We start from the raw sequence: 17,678 nt of genomic DNA, 5'->3' as shown, positions 1-17,678 counted from the left end.
TATGCAGCACGCACTCCCGCTCAGGTGCTGCCCGTTTCAACAGCGCCGCTGCAACCTACTTTTCCCTGGCGCTCGATGTGGACGTATGGAGTACGATCGGATCGCGGACCTGCCCCTCGAGATCGACGCCGTTTCGACCGACCGCCTCGAGCGCGAGACCTCGAGCGACTTTACCCGCGTCACGACTGTGTTTTCGCTGTCTGGTCCCCGCGACGACGACGCGGTCGTCGGCCGCGGCGAAGACGTCACCTACGAGACCGCCGACCACGACCGGCTGGCCGAGACCGGACTCCCCGATCTCGCCGGCGAATACACCCTCGCGTCGTTCTCGGAGCACCTCACCGACCTCGACCTCTTCCCGGGCGGCGCACCCGACCGCGAGGTCTTCCGGAACTACCGCCGCTGGGGCCTCGAGAGCGCGGCGCTGGATCTGGCGCTTCGCCAGAACGGGACCGACCTCGCGAGCGCGCTGGATCGCTCAGCCGAGCCGGTCCGGTTCGTCGCCAGCACGCGACTGGGCGAGCCGCCGACGGTCGACCGCCTCGAGCGACTGCGCGAGCGGGTGCCGGACCTCGAGTTCAAACTGGATCCGACGCCGGAGTGGGACGCGGCGCTCGTCGACGATATCGTCGACGCCGTCGGTCGGGACGCCGTCCGAATCCTCGATCTGAAGGGCCACTACGAGGGGACCGAGGTCGACACCCCGCCGGACCCGGCGCTGTACGAACGCGTCCTCGAGGCGTTCCCCGAGGCGGTGATCGAGGACCCCGCGCTGACCGACGAGACGGAGCCCCTGTTCGACGACCCCGCCGTCCGGGAGCGGGTCTCCTGGGACGCGCCGATCCACGGGCTCGCGGACGTCGAAGCCCTCCCCTGGGAGCCCGACTGGCTGAACGTTAAGCCGTCGCGCTTTGGCTCGCTCGAATCGCTGCTCGAGACGATCGATTTCTGCCGGGAGCGCGGAATCACGATGTACGGGGGCGGCCAGTTCGAACTCGGCGTCGGTCGCGGCCACCTCCAGTTGCTGGCGTCGCTGTACTACCCCGACTCGCCGAACGACGTCGCACCGGGCGCGTACAACGACCCCGACGTCGGGGACGGACTGCCGGCGAGTCCGCTCGAGCCGCCGGCTGCCGTGGACGGATTTCGGTGGGACTGAGATCCCCGTCGGCTCGTGACGTCCGAACGGGTCGCGTCGTGGCTGCGGGGCCGCTCGCGCCGCGGTTCAGGGGACTACTCGAGCGAGCGGTCGCTCGAGCGTTCGGGCGGGTTTCGGACCGCACCGATCGTACTAGTTCACCGCCGCTTCGGGATCGAATTTCACGCTGTGAGACCTGTTACCGGACCGAACTCGAGGAAACGCATTCCAAACCGTTTATGGACGTCGGTTGATTACCCCGGGACATGGCGAAACAGCAGAACGAAGTTCGCGACCTCCAGGAAGGTAGCTACGTGATGATCGAGGACACGCCGTGTAAAATCAACTCCTACTCCACGGCAAAGCCCGGCAAACACGGCAGCGCCAAGGCCCGCATCGAGGCCGAAGGCGTCTTCGACGGGAAGAAGCGCTCGCTCTCCCAGCCCGTCGACGCGAAGATCTGGGTCCCGATCATCGAGCGCAAACAGGGCCAGGTCGTCTCCGTCGACGGCGACGACATGCAGGTCATGGACTTAGAGACCTACGAGACGATCACCATGCGCGTCCCCGAGGACGCCGACGTCTCCCCCGACGAGAACATCGAGTACCTCGAGATGGAAGACCAGCGAAAGATCGTCTAATGTTCCCCGGGGCGGCTGACGAACGCGAGGGGACCGACGCGGCCGGTACTGCCGACCGTGGAGGCGCGAACTTCGTGGTCGTCGGTGCGCCCCTGGACGCCACGACGACCTTTCAACCGGGGACCCGATTCGGTCCTCGACGGATCCGTTCTTTTGCAGAGCCGTTCGACGACTACGACCACCGGACGGACCAGCACTTTTCCGACCTCGGCGTCGTCGACCGCGGCGACGTCCGCGCGTGGGACGACATCGAGGAGTACCTCGAGTACCTGACGAGCACGCTGCGCGAGGCGGTCTGGAACGACGCCGTGCCGCTCCTGCTGGGCGGCGAACACACCGTGTCGCTGGCCGGCGTCCGGGCCGTCGAACCCGAGGTGTTCGTCTGCCTGGACGCCCACCTCGACCTCTATGACGCCTACGACGGCAACCCGCTGTCCCACGCCGCCGTCACCCGGCGGATTCTCGAAGACGTCGACTCCGTCGAGGAAGCCGTTATTCTCGGCGCACGCACCGGCAGCGAAGCCGAGTGGGAACGCGCTGACGCGGACGACGTGACCGTCATTCCACCCGAGGAGGTCGGCGCATTCACGCGCGAGAACCTCGCAGATCGCGTTGCCGACCGCGAGACCTACCTCAGCGTCGACATCGACGCCGCCGATCCCGGCTACGCGCCCGGGACGGGAACGACCGAGCCGTTCGGCCTCGAGCCGCGCGAACTGCGCGACGTCGTTCGCACCGTCGCGCCGCACGCCGACGGGTTCGACGTCGTCGAGGTCAACGATCGCGACGACGGCCAGGCCGCGTCGCTGGCCGGCAAACTGGTCCGAGAGTTCGTCCTTTCACACGCCGCCGAACGGCTCTGACGGGCGGCGATCGGTCGTTGGATCCGCGATTCCGTCCGGACCTCAAAGTTCATCGAATCGAATATATCGATAACCGCCACAGTATCGTGGTGCGGACTATCGTATACCGTGATTTCCCCCTACTAGTTAGGGACAATCATTGGGAACGCGCTCGCCAAACTGCGGAGCAATGACAGCGTCGCAACCATCCGAACTCGATCTCGAGACAGCCTACGAACTGCTGGCACACCCGTACCGTCAGCAGTTGCTCCGGTCCGTAGCGCCGGACGAACGGCGATCAGTCGCCGCCCTCGTCGACGAGATCGCGGCTCGAGAGTGCTCCGATTCGGTCGGGGAGCTCGATCACTCCGTTCGCCAGCGGATCGAAATCGAACTCGTTCACGACCACCTGCCGCGGCTCGACCACCACGGCGTCGTCGACTACGACCACGAGTCGAAGGAGGTCGTGTTGACGGCGCCGATCGATCAGAACAGGGCTGACGGCGACGAAACCGACGTATTCGGCGAAGCCGGCAACGCCAACGAATCGGCCGCAGCCGCGGCGATCCTCGAGCGCATGATCGACGTCTAACCCTCAAGCGATCGGCCGTCGCCCCGCTCAGAACGGCGACGACAGGTACTCCTTGGGGATCGCGTTTCGAACCGTCACCAGCGGATCGACCACCTGACTGATCTCGAGGCCGCCGGTCAGGCTCGAGAACAGGTAGGCGTCGGTGTCGTCGAACCCGTGTTCCGCGGCCAGTAGGTCGACCGCGTCCCGGTTCGCGAGTTCGCAGGCCGCCTCGAGCGTCTCGGCGCTGGCGATCGGCTTCCAGGCGTCGGCGGTTTCGACGAGCGGGCGCTCGAGATCGACGGCGGCGTCGGTGGCGCTAATGACGTCGACGGTGACGTCGATCTCCGTCGCGATTTCCGCACCGGTCCCGCACATCTCGCCGTCGGCCATGGCGGCCTTGCAGTCGCCCATCGCGAGCATCGCGCCCTCCTGAAAGACGGGGAAGTAGACGGTGTTACCGCCCGTCACGTCCGTCGTGTCCAGATTCCCGCCGTGATCGTGGGGGACGAGGGTCGTGTACGACTCCGCGGCGGGCGCGACGCCGATCGTGCCGATGACGGGCTCGACCGGGACCTCGAGATCGTCGAACGCGATCGTCGGCTCCGAATCGTCCTCACTGTCACCGTCAACGGGTGTGATTCGCGTCCGCGGCGCCTCGATGTCCTCGTCGCCGTCGAGCAGCCCGAAGCCGTCGATGGTGATGACGCGGCCCCGGTCCTCCGCAAGGCGAACGGCCTCGATTTCGACTCCCAGTACGTCGCCCGGTTCGGCGCCCTCGACGGCGATCGGGCCCGTCGCGGCGTTGACTTCCTCGGGGATCGACTCGATTACGTCCGACTCGGTCTGAACTGCTCCATCTAAGCTGTCTCGCGTCTCGATCGTCAATTCTGTGCCCGGCTCGACGGTATCGACCGCCTCGAGACCGGGCGTGAACTCGTAGATCGCTCCGTCCTCGTGGGAAATCGTGCGACGCGACATGCGCGGACGTACGGCGGGGCGCGTGGTAAATCGAATCCTCTCCCCGGACGATTGCCGCGGAACGCGGCCGCCGCGACGAGTCGTCGCCGTCGCGGATGATCGCGTCACAACCGCAATCGCAAGCATACAAGCCCCGGCGCCGTCTATCCACGCCCGACCATGGCCATGGACCTCTCGGAGTTCACCGCACGGCTCGACGAGGAGCTACGCCACGACGACTACGCCGACCTCGACGCGAGCGCGAACGGCCTGCAAGTCGGCCCCGACGAGGCCGAACTCGAGCACGTCGCTTTCGCCGTCGACGGCGTCGAAGAGACCTTCGAGCGGGCGATCGATGCCGGCGCGGACGCGCTGGTCGTCCACCACGGCATCTCCTGGGGCGGCTTCGACCGCGTGACCGGCCGCACCTACGACCGGATCGCACCGCTGATCGAGCACGACTGCGCGCTGTACGTCTCCCATCTCCCGCTGGACGGCCACCAGGAACTGGGCAACGCCGCCGGCGTCGCCGACGTCCTCGACCTCGAGGACCGCAAACCCTTCGGCGAACTCGGGCCCGAGTACATCGGCCAGCGCGGCATCGCGAGCCAGTCGTTCGGGGCCGAGGAACTCCGCGAGCGCCTCGAGAGCGAACTCGTGACGGACGATCACTCCGTGCGGGTGCTCGACTTCGGCCCCGACGAACTCGAGGACGTCGCGATCGTCACCGGCAGCGGCACCGACTGGCTGGACGAAGCCGTCGACGCCGGCGTCGACGTGCTGGTCACGGGCGAAGGGAAACAGAAGGTCTACCACGAAGCCCGGGAGGCCGGTATCACCGTCGCGCTGGCGGGCCACTACGCGACCGAGACGTTCGGCGTCCGATCGCTGCACGATCTCGTGGAGGACTGGGGCCTCGAGACGAGTTACTTCGAGGTTCCGACGGGGCTGTAAGCCGACCCTGACGCGGGTAGGTTGCGGGTTGCGTCGCCCGCTCGACCGAACGGCCCGGTTTATGCGGCCGGTCTCGAGCCGGCCGGTCGTCGCCAGACCAGGACGGCGAACGTCGCTGTGCCCCGCTATCGATCCCCTTCGCTTCGTACGGCGCGGCTTCTCGAGTCCTGCGTGCCGGAAGGGGGTTCGTAGCGTCCGCTAGTGGCCGGTTTCACGGCCGCTCGAGCCCGTCCTCGAGCTATTTTATTTCGTGACTTTTCGATCGAACTGACGGTACGGTCGGTAGTAGTGTCGTGTCGTTCGGTAGTTCACTGATTACAAACCGTCCATCTCTCGGAGTAGTCGTCACTCACCGGGCCGGCGAGGACGCCGGCGACCGGGAGCGAACCTATGACCGACGAACGCACCATCTCCAGACGGGACAGTCTCAGGGGTATCGCGACGACCGGCACGCTCATCGGCGGCGCCGGACTCGGCATCGGAACGGTTAGCGCCGGCGAAAACGGCGGTAACGGCAGCAATGGCGGCAGCGGCGACGGGAACGGCGACGATATGCCGCTCTACGAGCGCACCGCCTTCCAGGGGTGTCACACCGTGTTCGTGCTCTTCGAGAGCGCGGACGAGCTGCCGACGAACCTCTGGATTCAAACCTACAACGCGGAGCGTGATCGGACCGAGAACGTCGTGCGGCCGGTCATGGCCTCCAACGTGTACGCGTATCCCTCCAGGTTCGGTGACTACTACGTCGCCGAGTTCAACGCCTTCCAGTTCTACGACCGCACGGCCGACAGCGGCGATAAGGTCCTCTCGGTCACCTACGACGGCGAGACCGTCGTCAACGAGAACTGCGGCGAGCAGTCGGGCGACGGAGACGACGGGAAGGAACACGAGGACGAGAATCACCACAAGAAGAAAGGCGGACACGCAAAGCGGAAAAAGAAGAAAGAGAAGGGCCACGACGGCGGGAAGAAGAACCACGACAAAGGCGGCGGGAAGGACGACGGCAGCGATGACGACGACGGTGACGATGACAGCGGAACGATCGACCTCGACGCACTCTCCCTCGAGGCGGTCTGCGTCGACAGCGAAACCGGCATGGCCCGGTTCCGCGTCGAGAACGAGAACGATGCCGCAGTCAGCGTCGGCTACACCGTCCACGGTGCCGACCGCAGCGGCTCCGTCGGCGTCGGGCCCAACAGCGCGACCTACTTCGACGTCGGCGGGACCACGTCGGAGGGCATGGTGACCCTCGATCTGGTCTACAACGATATCGCGCTCGACACGCAGGCGGCAAACACCGACGAGCAGTGCATCCCGCGTAACGACCTCAACCTGTTCCTCGACAGCGTCGACGCCGAGAACGACGAGGCGACGTTCTACGTGATGAACTACGACGAACCCGCCCGCAGCGTCGTCGTGCGCTTCCCCGGCACGGACGTCGAGGAGATCATCACCGTCCCCGCCAACGGCTCGCAGTACTTCACCGTTTCTGCCCCCGACGGCGACATCACGGCTGCCATCTTCTACGAGGGCGTCGAGATCGACTACGAACCGAGCGACTGACGATCGGTATCGGACGCCGCCGTCGACACCATTTTGATCGCGTTTCGGACGCTACCGACTCTTTTTCGACGCTGCTCGAGACCGTCAGTCGCTACGCTCGAGTCCGCGAGTCCGCGGGTCGAATCGCGCGGCCCGAACCGCGGCGTTCAAACCGCTGGCTCGCGGATGCGTGGACATGAGCGACGAGCACGAGTCCGAGAGTGACGCCGACGCGTCCGACGCGGATGGTGACGATCACGATCACCACGGCCACCGCGAGCCCGACCGCGAGACCTTCTCGCACGATCCCGTCGGCCACGCCGAGGCCCGCGCGGGGATGACCGTCGGCGAACTCGCCGACGAGTACGGCAACGCCGGCGTCGGTGCGGCGAACCTCCACGAGGCCGTCGACGTCACGGAGTCGATGTTCGACGACGACGTGACCGTCTTCTTCGGTCTCGCGGGCGCGATGGTCCCGACGGGAATGCGCCGAATCGTCGCCGACCTGATCCGGGACGGCTACATCGACGTGCTGGTCACGACCGGCGCGAACCTCACCCACGACACCATCGAGGCCATCGGCGGCAAGCACCACCACGGCGCGGTAACGGCCGAGGGCAAGACCGAGCGCGAGCACGACGAAACCCTGCGCGACGAGGAAGTCGACCGCATCTACAACGTCTACCTCCCCCAGGAGTACTTCGCGACCTTCGAATCGCACCTCCGCGAGGAGGTTTTCCCCGTCCTCGAGGAGGAAGGCGTCGTCTCGATCCAGCGCCTCACGGAGGAACTCGGCCGCGCGAACGCCGAAGTCAACGAGCGCGACGACGTCGACGAGGGGCCCGGCATCGCCGCGGCGGCCTACGAGAACGACGTGCCGATCTACTGCCCGGCCGTCCAGGACTCCGTGCTCGGCCTGCAGGCCTGGATGTACTCCCAGACCTCCGACTTCTCGCTGGACGCGCTGGCCGACATGACCCCGCTGACCGACATCGCCTTCGAGGCCGACGAGGCCGGCGCCTTCGTCGTCGGCGGCGGCGTCCCGAAGAACTTCACGCTGCAGACGATGCTGGTCGCGCCCGACGCCTACGACTACGCCGTCCAACTCACGATGGACCCCAAGCAGACCGGCGGCCTCTCCGGCGCGACGCTCGACGAGGCCCGCTCGTGGGGCAAACTCGAGAAGGACGCCGACAACGTCTCGGTGTACGCCGACGCGACGATCACGCTGCCGCTGGTGGTCGCGGCTGCGCGGGAGCGGCTCGAGGACGCCTAACGCGTTACCCGTCGTCGGCTGCCTCCGAGCGCGACTCGACGCGCTCGAGGACGATCCGATCCGCAAACCGACCGTTCTCCTCGGCTTTTCGATCGCGGTAGGTGTCGAGTTCCTGCTCGGAGAGGTCCTCGAACTCGCGGATCGCGTGGACGACCTCCAGAATATCGGCTAACTCCTCGCGGTCGCGGCTCTCGACGTATTCGTCGACTTCCTCCTGGAGCTTTGCGAGGAGATACCGCTCGTATTCATCGCCGCTCACGGCTCGAGTGACCGGAACGTCACCGTTCCGTTCGACGATTTCCGGAATCGAATCTCGAACGAGCTTGTCGTACTCTCGAGACACGGTCGCCCTTCCGACGGCGGCGTATTGAAACCCACACGTCAGTTGCGCCGGTCCCGCGACTCGAACTCGAAGGTCTCGCCGTGCTCGAGATATTCGACTCGATCCTCCAACCCCGCCTTCTCGACGGCCGCTTTGAAGTTCGACAGCGGCGACCGGAACACCTCGTAGTCGTTGTAGTGGATCGGGATCGCCGTGTCGGCGTCGATCAGGTCGACGGCTTCGACGCCCTGCGCGGCGTCCATCGTCAGCAGGACGCCCAGAATTCGCGTGCCGCCCAGATGTAGTAGAGCGAGATCGATCTCCGGATACCGCTCGGGAATCTCCTCGAGCGCGTCGTAGACGAGGGTATCGCCCGAAATATAGAGCCGCAGCAGCGGCGGCTCGTCGGGAACGACGTCGTCCGGACGGAACTCGAGCATGCTACCCATCACCGGCGGCAGGCCCTTCGCGACGACCGGCGGGCCGTGACGGCCGGGCATCGCAGTGATCGTGAGTCGAGCGTCGCCTTTCCGGATCCGACACTCCTCCCAGGTCTCGAGCGGGTGGGTTTCGCGAAAGCCCTTCTCCTCGAGTTCTTCGGCCGCGTGCGGGGTCGTCACGATCGGCAAATCCTTGTCGAGTTTCGCCTCGGCGACGCGATCGAAGTGGTCGCCGTGGTAGTGCGACAGCAACACGAAATCGATCGGCGGCAACTCGTCGATGTCGATCGCGGGGTCGGTTCGCCGGCGGGACTTGATCCCGTACCCGAGGTGGACGTGGTCCCCGCTGTGGAGGAAGTTGGGATCGGTGAGGATCGTAAAGCCGGCGTACTCGAGGACGATCGTCGCGGTGCCGACGAAGAAAATCGATCCGTTCTCGAGGTCGGGGTCGTCCTCCTCGGCGGCCGGCAACTCGAGGTCGATGGCCCGTATCTGACTCATGGACGTGGCTCCACCACGCGCCCGTTTCAAGCCCCATTCGGACTGGGCGAGACTACCGCGTCGGCTGATACGAACCGGACGTCGCCGCCGCGGCCGTGGCCGCACATGCGCGCTCCACGCTCAACCCGCTGGGTCCCGAATCCGACCCATGACGACGGACCCGCTCGAGTACGAGGTCGCCGTCGTGGGGGGTGGCCCCGCCGGCTTGACCACGGCGCTGTACACGACTAGACTCGGCCACCGTACCGCTGTCTTCGAGAAAGAGGGCGGCCGGCACGCGGCGGTCTCCCACGTCCACAATCTGTTGGGTGTCTCCGAGAACGTCTCCGGCGAGCAACTGGCGACCCACGCCGTCGACCAGTTCGAACACTACGGGGGCGACTTCTACCCCGACGCGGTCGAATCCGTGACGCGGCTGGACGGCGGCGAGAGCGGCGACGAACCGCGATTCCGCCTCGGGGCCGCCCACGCCACCGTCGACGCCGAGCGGGTCGTCTTCGCGACCGGCTTCCGCGACCGCAGTCCGGACGTGCCGGAACTCGAGCGTTTCACCGGTCGCGGGCTGCACTACTGTCTCCACTGCGACGCGTACTCGCTGGGGGACGGCCCCGTCTTCGTGCTCGGGCACACCGAGAGCGCGGCTCACGTCGCGATGACGATGCTCAATTTCACCGCGAACGTCGACCTCCTGCTGGACGGCCGCGAACCCGAGTGGGGCGACGAAACCGAGACGAAACTCCGCGTGCACCCGGTCGACCGGATCGAGACGTCGGTCGTCTCGGCGTACGAAGACGAGGCGATCGCCGAGGACGAACCCCCGTGGCTCGGCGGTCTTTCCTTCGGCGACGGCACGGAACGGGACTACCTCGGCGGCTTCGCGATGTACGGCTCCTCGTACAACGCCGACCTCGCCGCCGATCTTGGCTGCGAGTTGGGCGAAAACGGCGCGATCGACGTCGACGAGCGCCGGGAGACCAGCGTCGACGGCGCCTACGCCGTCGGCGACGTCACCCACGGGCAGAACCAAACCACCATCGCCATCGGCGACGGCGCCTACGCCGGACTCGCCGTCCACAAGGATCTTCGCCGGTTCCCGATGTCGGTCGCCGACCTCGAGGCGCGCGGCGCCGAGACAGAGGGCGACGGCGAACCCGACACCGACGCCGCCGACCTCGAGTGGGACGACCTCGAGGTGCCCGCCAGCGCGCCGAGCCTGCGGGCGCAGATGCGCCGCGTTCGCGACCTCGAGACGCATCCGGGGCTCCGGGGGCCGTCCCCGGGTCGGGAGTGACGACGCGTCGGTCTCGACTTCCCGGGCTGCCCTGTTGTGTCAAGGTGTTGTTTTTATTGTGGCCGTGAGAAGACGACGGCATGACGGCGATCGTCTTCGACGTCGACGGAACGTTGCTTCGCTTCGACCGGCCCTATCGGGAAATCGTAGCCGGCGCGATCGAGACCGTCCGCGGCGACGCGCCCGCGGCGTGGCTCGACGCGTACGAGGAGGCGTTCTTCGAGTCGTTTCTCGCGTTCGAATCGGAACCAGTCGAGCGAGCGTTCGGCCGGATAGACGGCTGTTCGGACCCCGAACCGTACGCGACGGCGCTGCTCGAGGCCGAGATCGAGGCGCTGTCGCCGCCGGACGGCGTCCACGACGACCTCGAGCGGCTGACCGCGGAGACCGACGCCGGTCTTGGCGTGCTGACGAACGGCGTTCGTGACTGGCAACTCGCGAAGCTCCGGGCGTTCGATCTGGAGGACTACTTCGACGCCGCTGTCGCCTCCTACAAGGTCGGCGTCCACAAGCCGGCGACGGAACCGTATCGTGCGCTCGAGGAGCGGCTCCCGGCACGGCGGTACGTGATGGTCGGCGACAGCGACGACGATATCGACGGCGCGGCCCAGGCCGGCTGGACGCCGTACCGGTACGACGGCGGCGGCTTCGGCGACCTGCCGGCGGCCGCCGAGGTCGATCAGTAGCGCAGTCGCTCAGTCGCCCAGTCGCCAAGTCTCCCGGTCGTTCAGTAGGTGCGGTACGTCGCTGAACCGACGTCGATCCGGACGAGCGTGTTTTCAGCGTAGGCATCCGGCTCCGCGTCGTACTTCGCGTTGATCCGGCGGCGAGCGTCGGCCGTCTCGGACTCGTCCTCGACGATCGTCGCCGTTCCGAGCAGCGTCACCATCCACTGCGTTTTGCCCGCGTCGTCCTTCTGGATCGACAGGGAGACGCGCGGGTTCTCGCGGATGTTCGCCAGCTTTCGCCCCGTCGTCACGATCTCGACGACGCCGTCCTCGTAGCGGTACCAGATCGGTGCGACGTGCGGGCGGCCGTCCACGCAGGTTCCGAGGTGGGCCATCAGCGGCTCGCTCTCGAGGAGTCGCTCCGCTTCGGATGGGACCGTCATTGGCAGTGACAGTGTCGCGGAGGACGCCCAAAAGTGCCGTCCCTATCGACGGTCGGCGTGTTCCCGTCGAACCGAACGACTGACGTATCGGTACCGCGGCCCGAATGTCGGATCGATTACCTGTAGCCGGACGGTTTATTAGCCGAACGGCCGACGTCCCCGTATTCACCGACTTCGCCATGACTGACGTGCCCGCCGCGATGACGCCGGAGTCGACTGACCGCCCACTCACGGTCGGATACGTAGAGACGAGTCCCCCGACGACCGAGGCGGTCCGCCGGGCCCTCCGGGACCGAATCGATCGGGTGACGGTCGAGCCACTCTCCGACGGGGCCCAAGCGGTCGACTCTGCTGCGGCCGGCACGATCGACTGTCTCGTGATCGGAGCCGATCCGGCACGCGACGTCACCGAACTCCTCGAGCGGATTCGGACGGCGACCGAGCGACTGCCGGTTTTCGTCCTTACCGACGGTCGCGATGAACCGGTCGCGAGCGCGGCGCTCGAGGCCGGCGCGACCGGCTGTCTCCCGGCCGCGAGCGTCACCGCGGCGGGCGATCGGTTCGCGATTCGAGTCGAGCGCGAAGTAGAGCGAGCAACCGAACGTCGTGAACTCGAGACGAACGGTGCTCGGTTTCGGGCGTTTACGGAGAACGCGTCGTTCGGCGTCGTCACTGCGGCCGCGGACGGGACCATCCAGTACGCGAGCGACGCCGTCGAAACTCTGCTCGGCTACGACCCCGAGGGCGTGATCGGCGAACCGCTAACGACGCTGATCCCGGCCGACTACCGCGACGATCACCTCGCGGCGTTCGCTCGATACCGGGAGACCGGCGACCGGCAACTCGAGTGGGACTGGATCGAACTCCCCGGTCGCCACGCCGACGGACACGAGGTTCCGCTCGGCATCTCGTTCGGCGAGGCCGTCGTCGACGGCGACCACCTGTTTACGGCTGTTTTGCGGGATCTCTCCGATCTCCGTGCGCTCGAGCGCGAGCGCGAAACGATTCTCGATCGGATCGCCGACGCCTTCGTCTCGCTCGACGAGGACTGGACGTTTACCTACGTCAACGACCGCGCGGTCGAACTGCTCGGTCGCTCTCGGGAGGTCCTGCTGGACGAGGGTCTCCGAACCGCAGTCCCGGAGTTCGCGGAGACCGACGCGGCGCGACAGCTCGAGGAGGCGTTCGAAACCCAGTCCGCGACCACGTTCACCGATTTCTTCCCGTCGCTCGGCTGTTGGTTCGAGGTCCGAGCGTATCCGGCCGACGACGGCGTCTCGCTCTTTCTGACCGACGTCACCGACCAAATGCGGGCAGAACAGAATCTCGAGGCCAGCGTGACGGCCCTGGAGTCGCTGTACGATATTTCGACCCGGCCCGACGCCTCGCGCGAGTCGAAGGTCGACGACCTGCTCGCACTCGGGCAGGAGTATCTCGACCTGCCGTACGCGTTCCTGACTCGGATCGACACGGACGACCTGACCCAGACCGTCGTCCAGTCCCGTAGTTCTCACCCGCAGTTGCAGCCGGGCGACTCCTGTCCGCTCTCGCAGGCGTACTGCCGGAAGACGATCAAAACCGACGAACTGGTCACCGTCGCGGACGCGCCCGACGAAGGCTGGATCGGCGATCCGGCCTACGAGACGTTCGAACTCGGGAGCTACATCGGCGCCAAGGTGACAACCAACGGCGAGATCTGGGGAACGCTCTGTTTCGCCTCGAGCGAACCGCGGTCCGGCGGCGGGTTCTCCGAGACCGAGCGGACGCTGGTCAAACTGATGGCCAAGTGGGTCAGCTACGAAACCGAACGCGCGCGCTCGCGGGCCGCCCTCGAGCAACAGAACGCCCGACTGCAGGAGTTCGCCAGCGTCGTCAGCCACGACCTCCGGAATCCCCTGAACGTCGCGCAGGGTACGCTCGAACTCGCGCTCGACGGGGGCGGAGACGGCGGTGAGGACGGTAACGGCAACGAGCGTGAGCGCGAATCCCGTCTCGAGGAGTGCCAGCGGGCGTTGGACCGCATGGCACGACTGATCGAGGACCTGCTGGCGCTCGCCGAACAGGGGGCGACCGTCAGCGACCCGAACACCGTCGCCGTCGCCGACGTCGCTACGAAATCGTGGGCGATGGTCGAGACGGACGGCGCCGCGCTCGCGCTCGAGGTGCCGGGGGACTATCGGATTCGGGCCGATCCCGACCGGCTCCAACAGCTGTTCGAGAACCTGTTCCGGAACGCGATCGATCACGGGTTGGCGGGTGAGGAGGACGCTGATACCACTGGCGACGCCAGCGACGATTTCACCGTCACCGTCGGCACGCTCGAGGACGGGTTCTACGTCGAGGACACCGGAGAAGGGATTCCCGCCGACGAACGGGAGCAGGTGTTCGACACCGGCTACACGACCGCGACGGACGGGACCGGATTCGGGCTCAGCATCGTCAATCGCATCGCGCAGGCACACGGGTGGGACGTCGAGGTAACGGGCGGTCGAACCGGCGGCGCACGCTTCGAACTGACGGACGTTCCGCACTCGGAGCGGTCGGAATCGGCGTAACCGACTGCGAGCGATCGACCCTATCCGTCGCGACCGCGACTCGCGCGAAGCCGCTCGAGATCGAGCCGGAGATAGTACGTCAGGGTGCCCGTAAGGCCGCGCTGATCGATTCGCCGGCCCGAGGTTTCGACCAGCGGCTCGGCGTAGTAGCCGGTCGGGTGGCTGCTCGCGAGTCGGCGGCTAAATGCCGTATCCTCGTTCGGGACGTTCGGAAAGCCGCCTGCATCTTCGAAGGCCTCTCGGCGGACGAGGAGGTTGAATCCCGGCAGAATCGGCCGCTCGAGGTGCGGAAAGACGTGGTTGATCGTCGCCTCCATGAGCTTCGTCCGTCTGGGCCCCGTCATCCGGCAGTGGGAACTCACCGCCGCGAGGTCGGTAGCCGCCGCGTACCCGAGTAGTTCGGTCAGGTAGTCCGCCCGTACCCGCGTATCGGCGTCGATGAAGGCGAGCCAGTCGCCGCTGGCGCGCCGGGCGCCGTAGTTTCGGCCGGCGGCGATGCTCGTCCCCGGCCCCTCGAGCACCGTCGCGCCGTACTCGCGGGCGATGGCGGGCGTCGCGTCGCTCGAGTCCCCGTCGACGACGAGCACCTCGTACTCGTAGTCCGTATCGAGGCCGGCGAGGCTGGCGAGCGTGCCGCGCAGGTAGTCGGCCTCGTTGCGGGCGGGGACGACGAAACTCACGTCGACGGGAGCGCCGTCGCTGGACACTGCCGCGCTGCCGGCATCGCCTCGCGGTTCGCTCGCCATTACACTCGAAATCCCAACGGGTGCAGGCTTAGTGATGCGGGCTTCGCTCGCCACGTCTGGGTCGGTCGCGCCCTCTGAGGGCGGGCCGTGTGCAGTTCGGCAGTCGGGATTTGACCGTTGTCGGTGCGACTGCGTGCGGTTTGGTGCCACAGCACGATCGTGGATTATAGAACATGAACTTTTATGATGGACGAGCCTGTAGCCGCTGGTACAGATGTCGGTCGTACACGTACGCGCAGCAGCCCCGAAACGCCGAGCAACGTCTGCATCGCCCGTCGACGATCCGCGCACTCGTACACCACTACTCGATCCCGAACACGACCGACATGACGACACGAACCCACACTCGACCCCAGACTCAGACCCGAACCGACGCCGAATCGACACCCGAACCCGCTACTGAGCGATCGACACCGCCGTCCTCGTCCTCGAGTCCGCCCGTTGCACCCGAGACATCGGCGGAGCGGACGTCTAGTACCGCCAGCGCACCGGCGATGTTCTCGCATCGGAATACGGATCGCCTCGAGAACCTCATCGACGAGTGGAACGCCGCGTTCGCCGCCGGCGGCTCGTAACTCGGTCCGTCGCGATCCAAACCGTCTTGGACTCGAGTCCCGTAGCCTCGCGTGGCCGATGACGATGCACCCGCTCCGAGCCGGACTCGGCACCCGGTGACGACGAGCCCTATGAGTGCCGAGGCCATTACAGCAATTCTGATGCTGCTTCCGCCAATAGCGGGGAAATTGCGGCTCATATTCCGAACCCCGTCTACGCGCCGAGATTCTCCGATGGGATCGAGAAGCCGCCCGGTCGTCCGTTGGAACGAGTCGGAAAGACCGCAGCAGTGTCACTTCGCCGATGGCGCAACGGCGGACCGCAACACAACTAGTCGCCGTTCTGCCACTCCCGTTTTCGTCGCTGGTACGTTTCGTCTTCGGTCACTCGATCGAGATACTCGCGGTACACCTGCGAGATCTCGAACTTTTCGTCGTCGTACCACTGCTGGGGTTCGCGCTCGACGCGATTTCCGTCCTCGTCTTCCTCGTACTTCTGTCCGCCCGGGTACTTGGCGTACCTGAGCGAGCGAGTCCATCCCATCTGTAGGTACTTTCGTGCGAGGTCCATCCCGGGAAACTCGTTGGCTCGCTTGTACTCCTCGAACTTCTGGTAAATGTCCGCAGCGGCCGCTTCGGCCTGCTCGAGACTCTTGATCGACCAGAGGGGCAACAGTTCGTCCTTGTACGGCTGCATCTTGAAGACGCCCTGCTCGCCGCGCCCGATCTCGTACTCCTCGGGGGACTCACGAAAATCGATGTCGTATTCTGGATCGTCGCTCACGGCCACTCACCCGGATCGACGCATACGGCCTCGGCCTACATCGGTTTTACTCGGACTGCCCGTCCCACGTTCTCGATGATGCGGGTGGCAGCCGCGGCCAACGGAGTACGGTGCGGTCCGTGAGCACGCCACTGCGATGGGATTTGCCGGATTCCGTTGTACACGTGAGTCTGTCCTGTTCGAGTGGCGAGGCCACTGCGTTACATATGCGACGAGCCGAATGCTGGGACACTCCACGCGGTGGCTACGAGCACGCAAGAACCACCGATAGCACAATGATACCGCTGTCGTGATAACAGGGCTATCCGTAGACGTTCGACAGTACGTATGAGTGAACGACCGTCAGCGAATCGCTCGATGCCAGTACCAGTCGGATCGTTCAGTTGCTTCCTCGAGAAGGACGTTTTCGCCGTCGTACTGGGCGGCCTCTTCCGATGACAACGTCTCGGACCAAGAGACTCGCTCCGCCGTCCTTGCACCGGGACCGTGATTCTCGTACTCCGCGTACGTGACGTCGTCCACCACGGCCGGTCGCGACCAGTCGTGCCAGCCGGCCGGGTGAATGTGGTCGCCCATGTGCGACCGTAGAAACGCAACGTGAGCGTGATCTCGCCAGGGTCTGCCCAGGTACACCTCGGAAACGTCCGGCTCGGCGGTTAGCGTACAGTTGTCGAACACGAACCCGAACGGTTCGGTCCGCGGCGTGGAGGCGGCCGTAATGTACGAATCGGCTTTTGAGTGTACCTCGCAGTTTTCGAATACGGCTGTGGCGCCGCCGAACACGAAGTCGGTCGTCCCCTCGAGGTAACAGTCGTCGAAATACTGTCGCGCTCCCTCGCCGGCGGCGTAGACCGTGTCCTGATTCCCGACGAACCGACAGTGTTCGAAGACGGCGCGATCGGCTTCGACGTGCAGCGCGACGGCTTGCCCCACCTCCGGCCCGGCACTGTTTCGCACCGTCAGGTTGCGAGCGCGGAAATCGTTCCCGCACACCCGCAGCGTGTACGTGAAGAACGTACTGTTGCGGCCGCGATCGATTCGGTCGAAGTGATCGTCGTGGGTGATGACGGTCCCGTCCGCGCTCTCGCCGATCAGGTCGATCTTCGGATTCCACGAGTGGACCGTGACCTTCTCCTCGTACACGCCTTCTTTCAGAAAGATCGTGATCCGGTCTCGAGGGAACGACTTCGCGTCGTCGATCGCCGCCTGGATGCGCTCGTAGTCGCCGTTGCCGTCCGGATCGACGACGTAGTCGTACCGGTCCTCGCTCGCACTCATTCGTACACTACTGCCGTCCGCGCTGCCACCTATGTTCTTCGGCGAGCGTTCGACCGCCGGTGAACTGCCGAGCGGTGTCGGACGACGGCAGCGCCGCTCGAGACCGGCGGCTTGGGGCCCTCTTCGACGCGGGGGCGGCGAGACTAGGCGGGACGACGCGTGAGGAGTTCGC

General features: G+C 66.0%; 18 protein-coding genes. 11 read left to right on the top strand and 7 right to left on the bottom strand.

Features of this window, described 5'->3' with window-relative positions; translation table 11 throughout:
• Positions 1–85 precede the first annotated feature (85 nt).
• The 4 genes from ATJ93_RS06210 (at position 86) to ATJ93_RS06195 (ending at position 3,213) form a co-directional block, all read left to right on the top strand.
• Complete coding sequence (locus ATJ93_RS06210; protein WP_120243712.1) at positions 86–1,159, top strand: enolase-like domain-containing protein; 1,074 nt, start codon at positions 86–88, stop codon at positions 1,157–1,159.
• 245 nt (positions 1,160–1,404) lie between these two features.
• Positions 1,405–1,779, top strand: a complete 375-nt coding sequence (locus tag ATJ93_RS06205; protein ID WP_120243711.1) for a translation initiation factor IF-5A — start codon at positions 1,405–1,407, stop codon at positions 1,777–1,779.
• Positions 1,779–2,642, top strand: a complete 864-nt coding sequence (speB, locus tag ATJ93_RS06200) for an agmatinase (protein ID WP_120243710.1) — start codon at positions 1,779–1,781, stop codon at positions 2,640–2,642. The genes ATJ93_RS06205 and speB overlap by 1 nt, the downstream gene beginning before the upstream one ends.
• 169 nt (positions 2,643–2,811) lie before the next feature.
• Positions 2,812–3,213 (top strand): DUF7344 domain-containing protein, encoded by a 402-nt coding sequence (locus tag ATJ93_RS06195; RefSeq protein ID WP_211334025.1) that lies wholly within the window; start codon positions 2,812–2,814, stop codon positions 3,211–3,213.
• 27 nt (positions 3,214–3,240) lie between these two features.
• Here the strand turns inward: ATJ93_RS06195 and ATJ93_RS06190 are convergent, their stop codons facing one another.
• Entirely contained in the window at positions 3,241–4,173 is a 933-nt protein-coding gene (locus ATJ93_RS06190) for an acetamidase/formamidase family protein (protein ID WP_120243709.1), read from the bottom strand.
• 165 nt (positions 4,174–4,338) lie between these two features.
• Here ATJ93_RS06190 and ATJ93_RS06185 point away from each other — a divergent pair, with 165 nt between their 5' ends.
• The 3 genes from ATJ93_RS06185 to ATJ93_RS06175 all read left to right on the top strand — a co-directional run bounded on the left by ATJ93_RS06185 (position 4,339) and on the right by ATJ93_RS06175 (position 7,924).
• Positions 4,339–5,106 (top strand): Nif3-like dinuclear metal center hexameric protein, encoded by a 768-nt coding sequence (locus tag ATJ93_RS06185; RefSeq protein ID WP_120243708.1) that lies wholly within the window; start codon positions 4,339–4,341, stop codon positions 5,104–5,106.
• A 390-nt stretch (positions 5,107–5,496) separates the two neighbouring features.
• On the top strand, positions 5,497–6,669 hold the full coding sequence (locus ATJ93_RS06180) for a hypothetical protein (protein WP_120243707.1): 1,173 nt from the start codon (positions 5,497–5,499) through the stop codon (positions 6,667–6,669).
• 175 nt (positions 6,670–6,844) lie between these two features.
• Entirely contained in the window at positions 6,845–7,924 is a 1,080-nt protein-coding gene (locus tag ATJ93_RS06175; protein WP_120243706.1) for a deoxyhypusine synthase, read from the top strand.
• A gap of 4 nt (positions 7,925–7,928) precedes the next feature.
• Here ATJ93_RS06175 and ATJ93_RS06170 read toward each other — a convergent pair whose 3' ends face one another.
• Both ATJ93_RS06170 and ATJ93_RS06165 read right to left on the bottom strand, forming a co-directional pair.
• Complete coding sequence (locus ATJ93_RS06170; protein WP_120243705.1) at positions 7,929–8,267, bottom strand: nucleoside triphosphate pyrophosphohydrolase; 339 nt, start codon at positions 8,265–8,267, stop codon at positions 7,929–7,931.
• Between the two features lie 38 nt (positions 8,268–8,305).
• Positions 8,306–9,187, bottom strand: coding sequence for an MBL fold metallo-hydrolase (locus tag ATJ93_RS06165; protein ID WP_120243704.1), 882 nt, complete (start codon positions 9,185–9,187; stop codon positions 8,306–8,308).
• Positions 9,188–9,335: 148 nt separating this feature from the next.
• On the opposite strand from ATJ93_RS06165, the gene ATJ93_RS06160 reads away from it, so the two are divergent.
• Both ATJ93_RS06160 and ATJ93_RS06155 read left to right on the top strand, forming a co-directional pair.
• Positions 9,336–10,478, top strand: coding sequence for an NAD(P)/FAD-dependent oxidoreductase (locus ATJ93_RS06160; protein ID WP_120243703.1), 1,143 nt, complete (start codon positions 9,336–9,338; stop codon positions 10,476–10,478).
• A gap of 80 nt (positions 10,479–10,558) precedes the next feature.
• Positions 10,559–11,164 (top strand): HAD family hydrolase, encoded by a 606-nt coding sequence (locus ATJ93_RS06155; RefSeq protein WP_120243702.1) that lies wholly within the window; start codon positions 10,559–10,561, stop codon positions 11,162–11,164.
• 41 nt (positions 11,165–11,205) lie between these two features.
• On the opposite strand, the gene ATJ93_RS06150 is transcribed toward ATJ93_RS06155, so the two are convergent.
• A complete protein-coding gene (locus ATJ93_RS06150) occupies positions 11,206–11,589 on the bottom strand; it encodes a pyridoxamine 5'-phosphate oxidase family protein (protein WP_120243701.1) in 384 nt (127 codons plus the stop codon).
• A gap of 179 nt (positions 11,590–11,768) precedes the next feature.
• Here ATJ93_RS06150 and ATJ93_RS06145 point away from each other — a divergent pair, with 179 nt between their 5' ends.
• Positions 11,769–14,144: a PAS domain S-box protein gene (locus ATJ93_RS06145; protein ID WP_245977514.1), complete on the top strand. Its 2,376-nt coding sequence runs from the start codon at positions 11,769–11,771 to the stop codon at positions 14,142–14,144.
• Positions 14,145–14,164: 20 nt separating this feature from the next.
• On the opposite strand, the gene ATJ93_RS06140 is transcribed toward ATJ93_RS06145, so the two are convergent.
• Entirely contained in the window at positions 14,165–14,890 is a 726-nt protein-coding gene (locus ATJ93_RS06140; protein ID WP_120243700.1) for a glycosyltransferase, read from the bottom strand.
• Positions 14,891–15,216: 326 nt separating this feature from the next.
• Here ATJ93_RS06140 and ATJ93_RS06135 point away from each other — a divergent pair, with 326 nt between their 5' ends.
• The gene (locus tag ATJ93_RS06135) at positions 15,217–15,465 is read left to right on the top strand and encodes a hypothetical protein (RefSeq protein WP_120243699.1); all 249 of its coding nucleotides are present in this window, start codon (positions 15,217–15,219) and stop codon (positions 15,463–15,465) included.
• A 310-nt stretch (positions 15,466–15,775) separates the two neighbouring features.
• Here ATJ93_RS06135 and ATJ93_RS06130 read toward each other — a convergent pair whose 3' ends face one another.
• Together ATJ93_RS06130 and ATJ93_RS06125 are read right to left on the bottom strand one after the other, a co-directional pair.
• Complete coding sequence (locus ATJ93_RS06130; protein ID WP_120243947.1) at positions 15,776–16,228, bottom strand: DUF4385 family protein; 453 nt, start codon at positions 16,226–16,228, stop codon at positions 15,776–15,778.
• 342 nt (positions 16,229–16,570) lie between these two features.
• Positions 16,571–17,506 carry a pectinesterase family protein gene (locus tag ATJ93_RS06125; RefSeq protein WP_120243698.1) on the bottom strand — a complete coding sequence of 312 codons (936 nt, stop codon included), beginning with the start codon at positions 17,504–17,506 and terminating at the stop codon, positions 16,571–16,573.
• Positions 17,507–17,678 lie beyond the last annotated feature (172 nt).

Origin of the sequence: Halopiger aswanensis (genome assembly GCF_003610195.1) — an archaeon.
Lineage (GTDB): Archaea > Halobacteriota > Halobacteria > Halobacteriales > Natrialbaceae > Halopiger > Halopiger aswanensis.
This window is presented reverse-complemented; position numbering and strand designations above follow the sequence as displayed.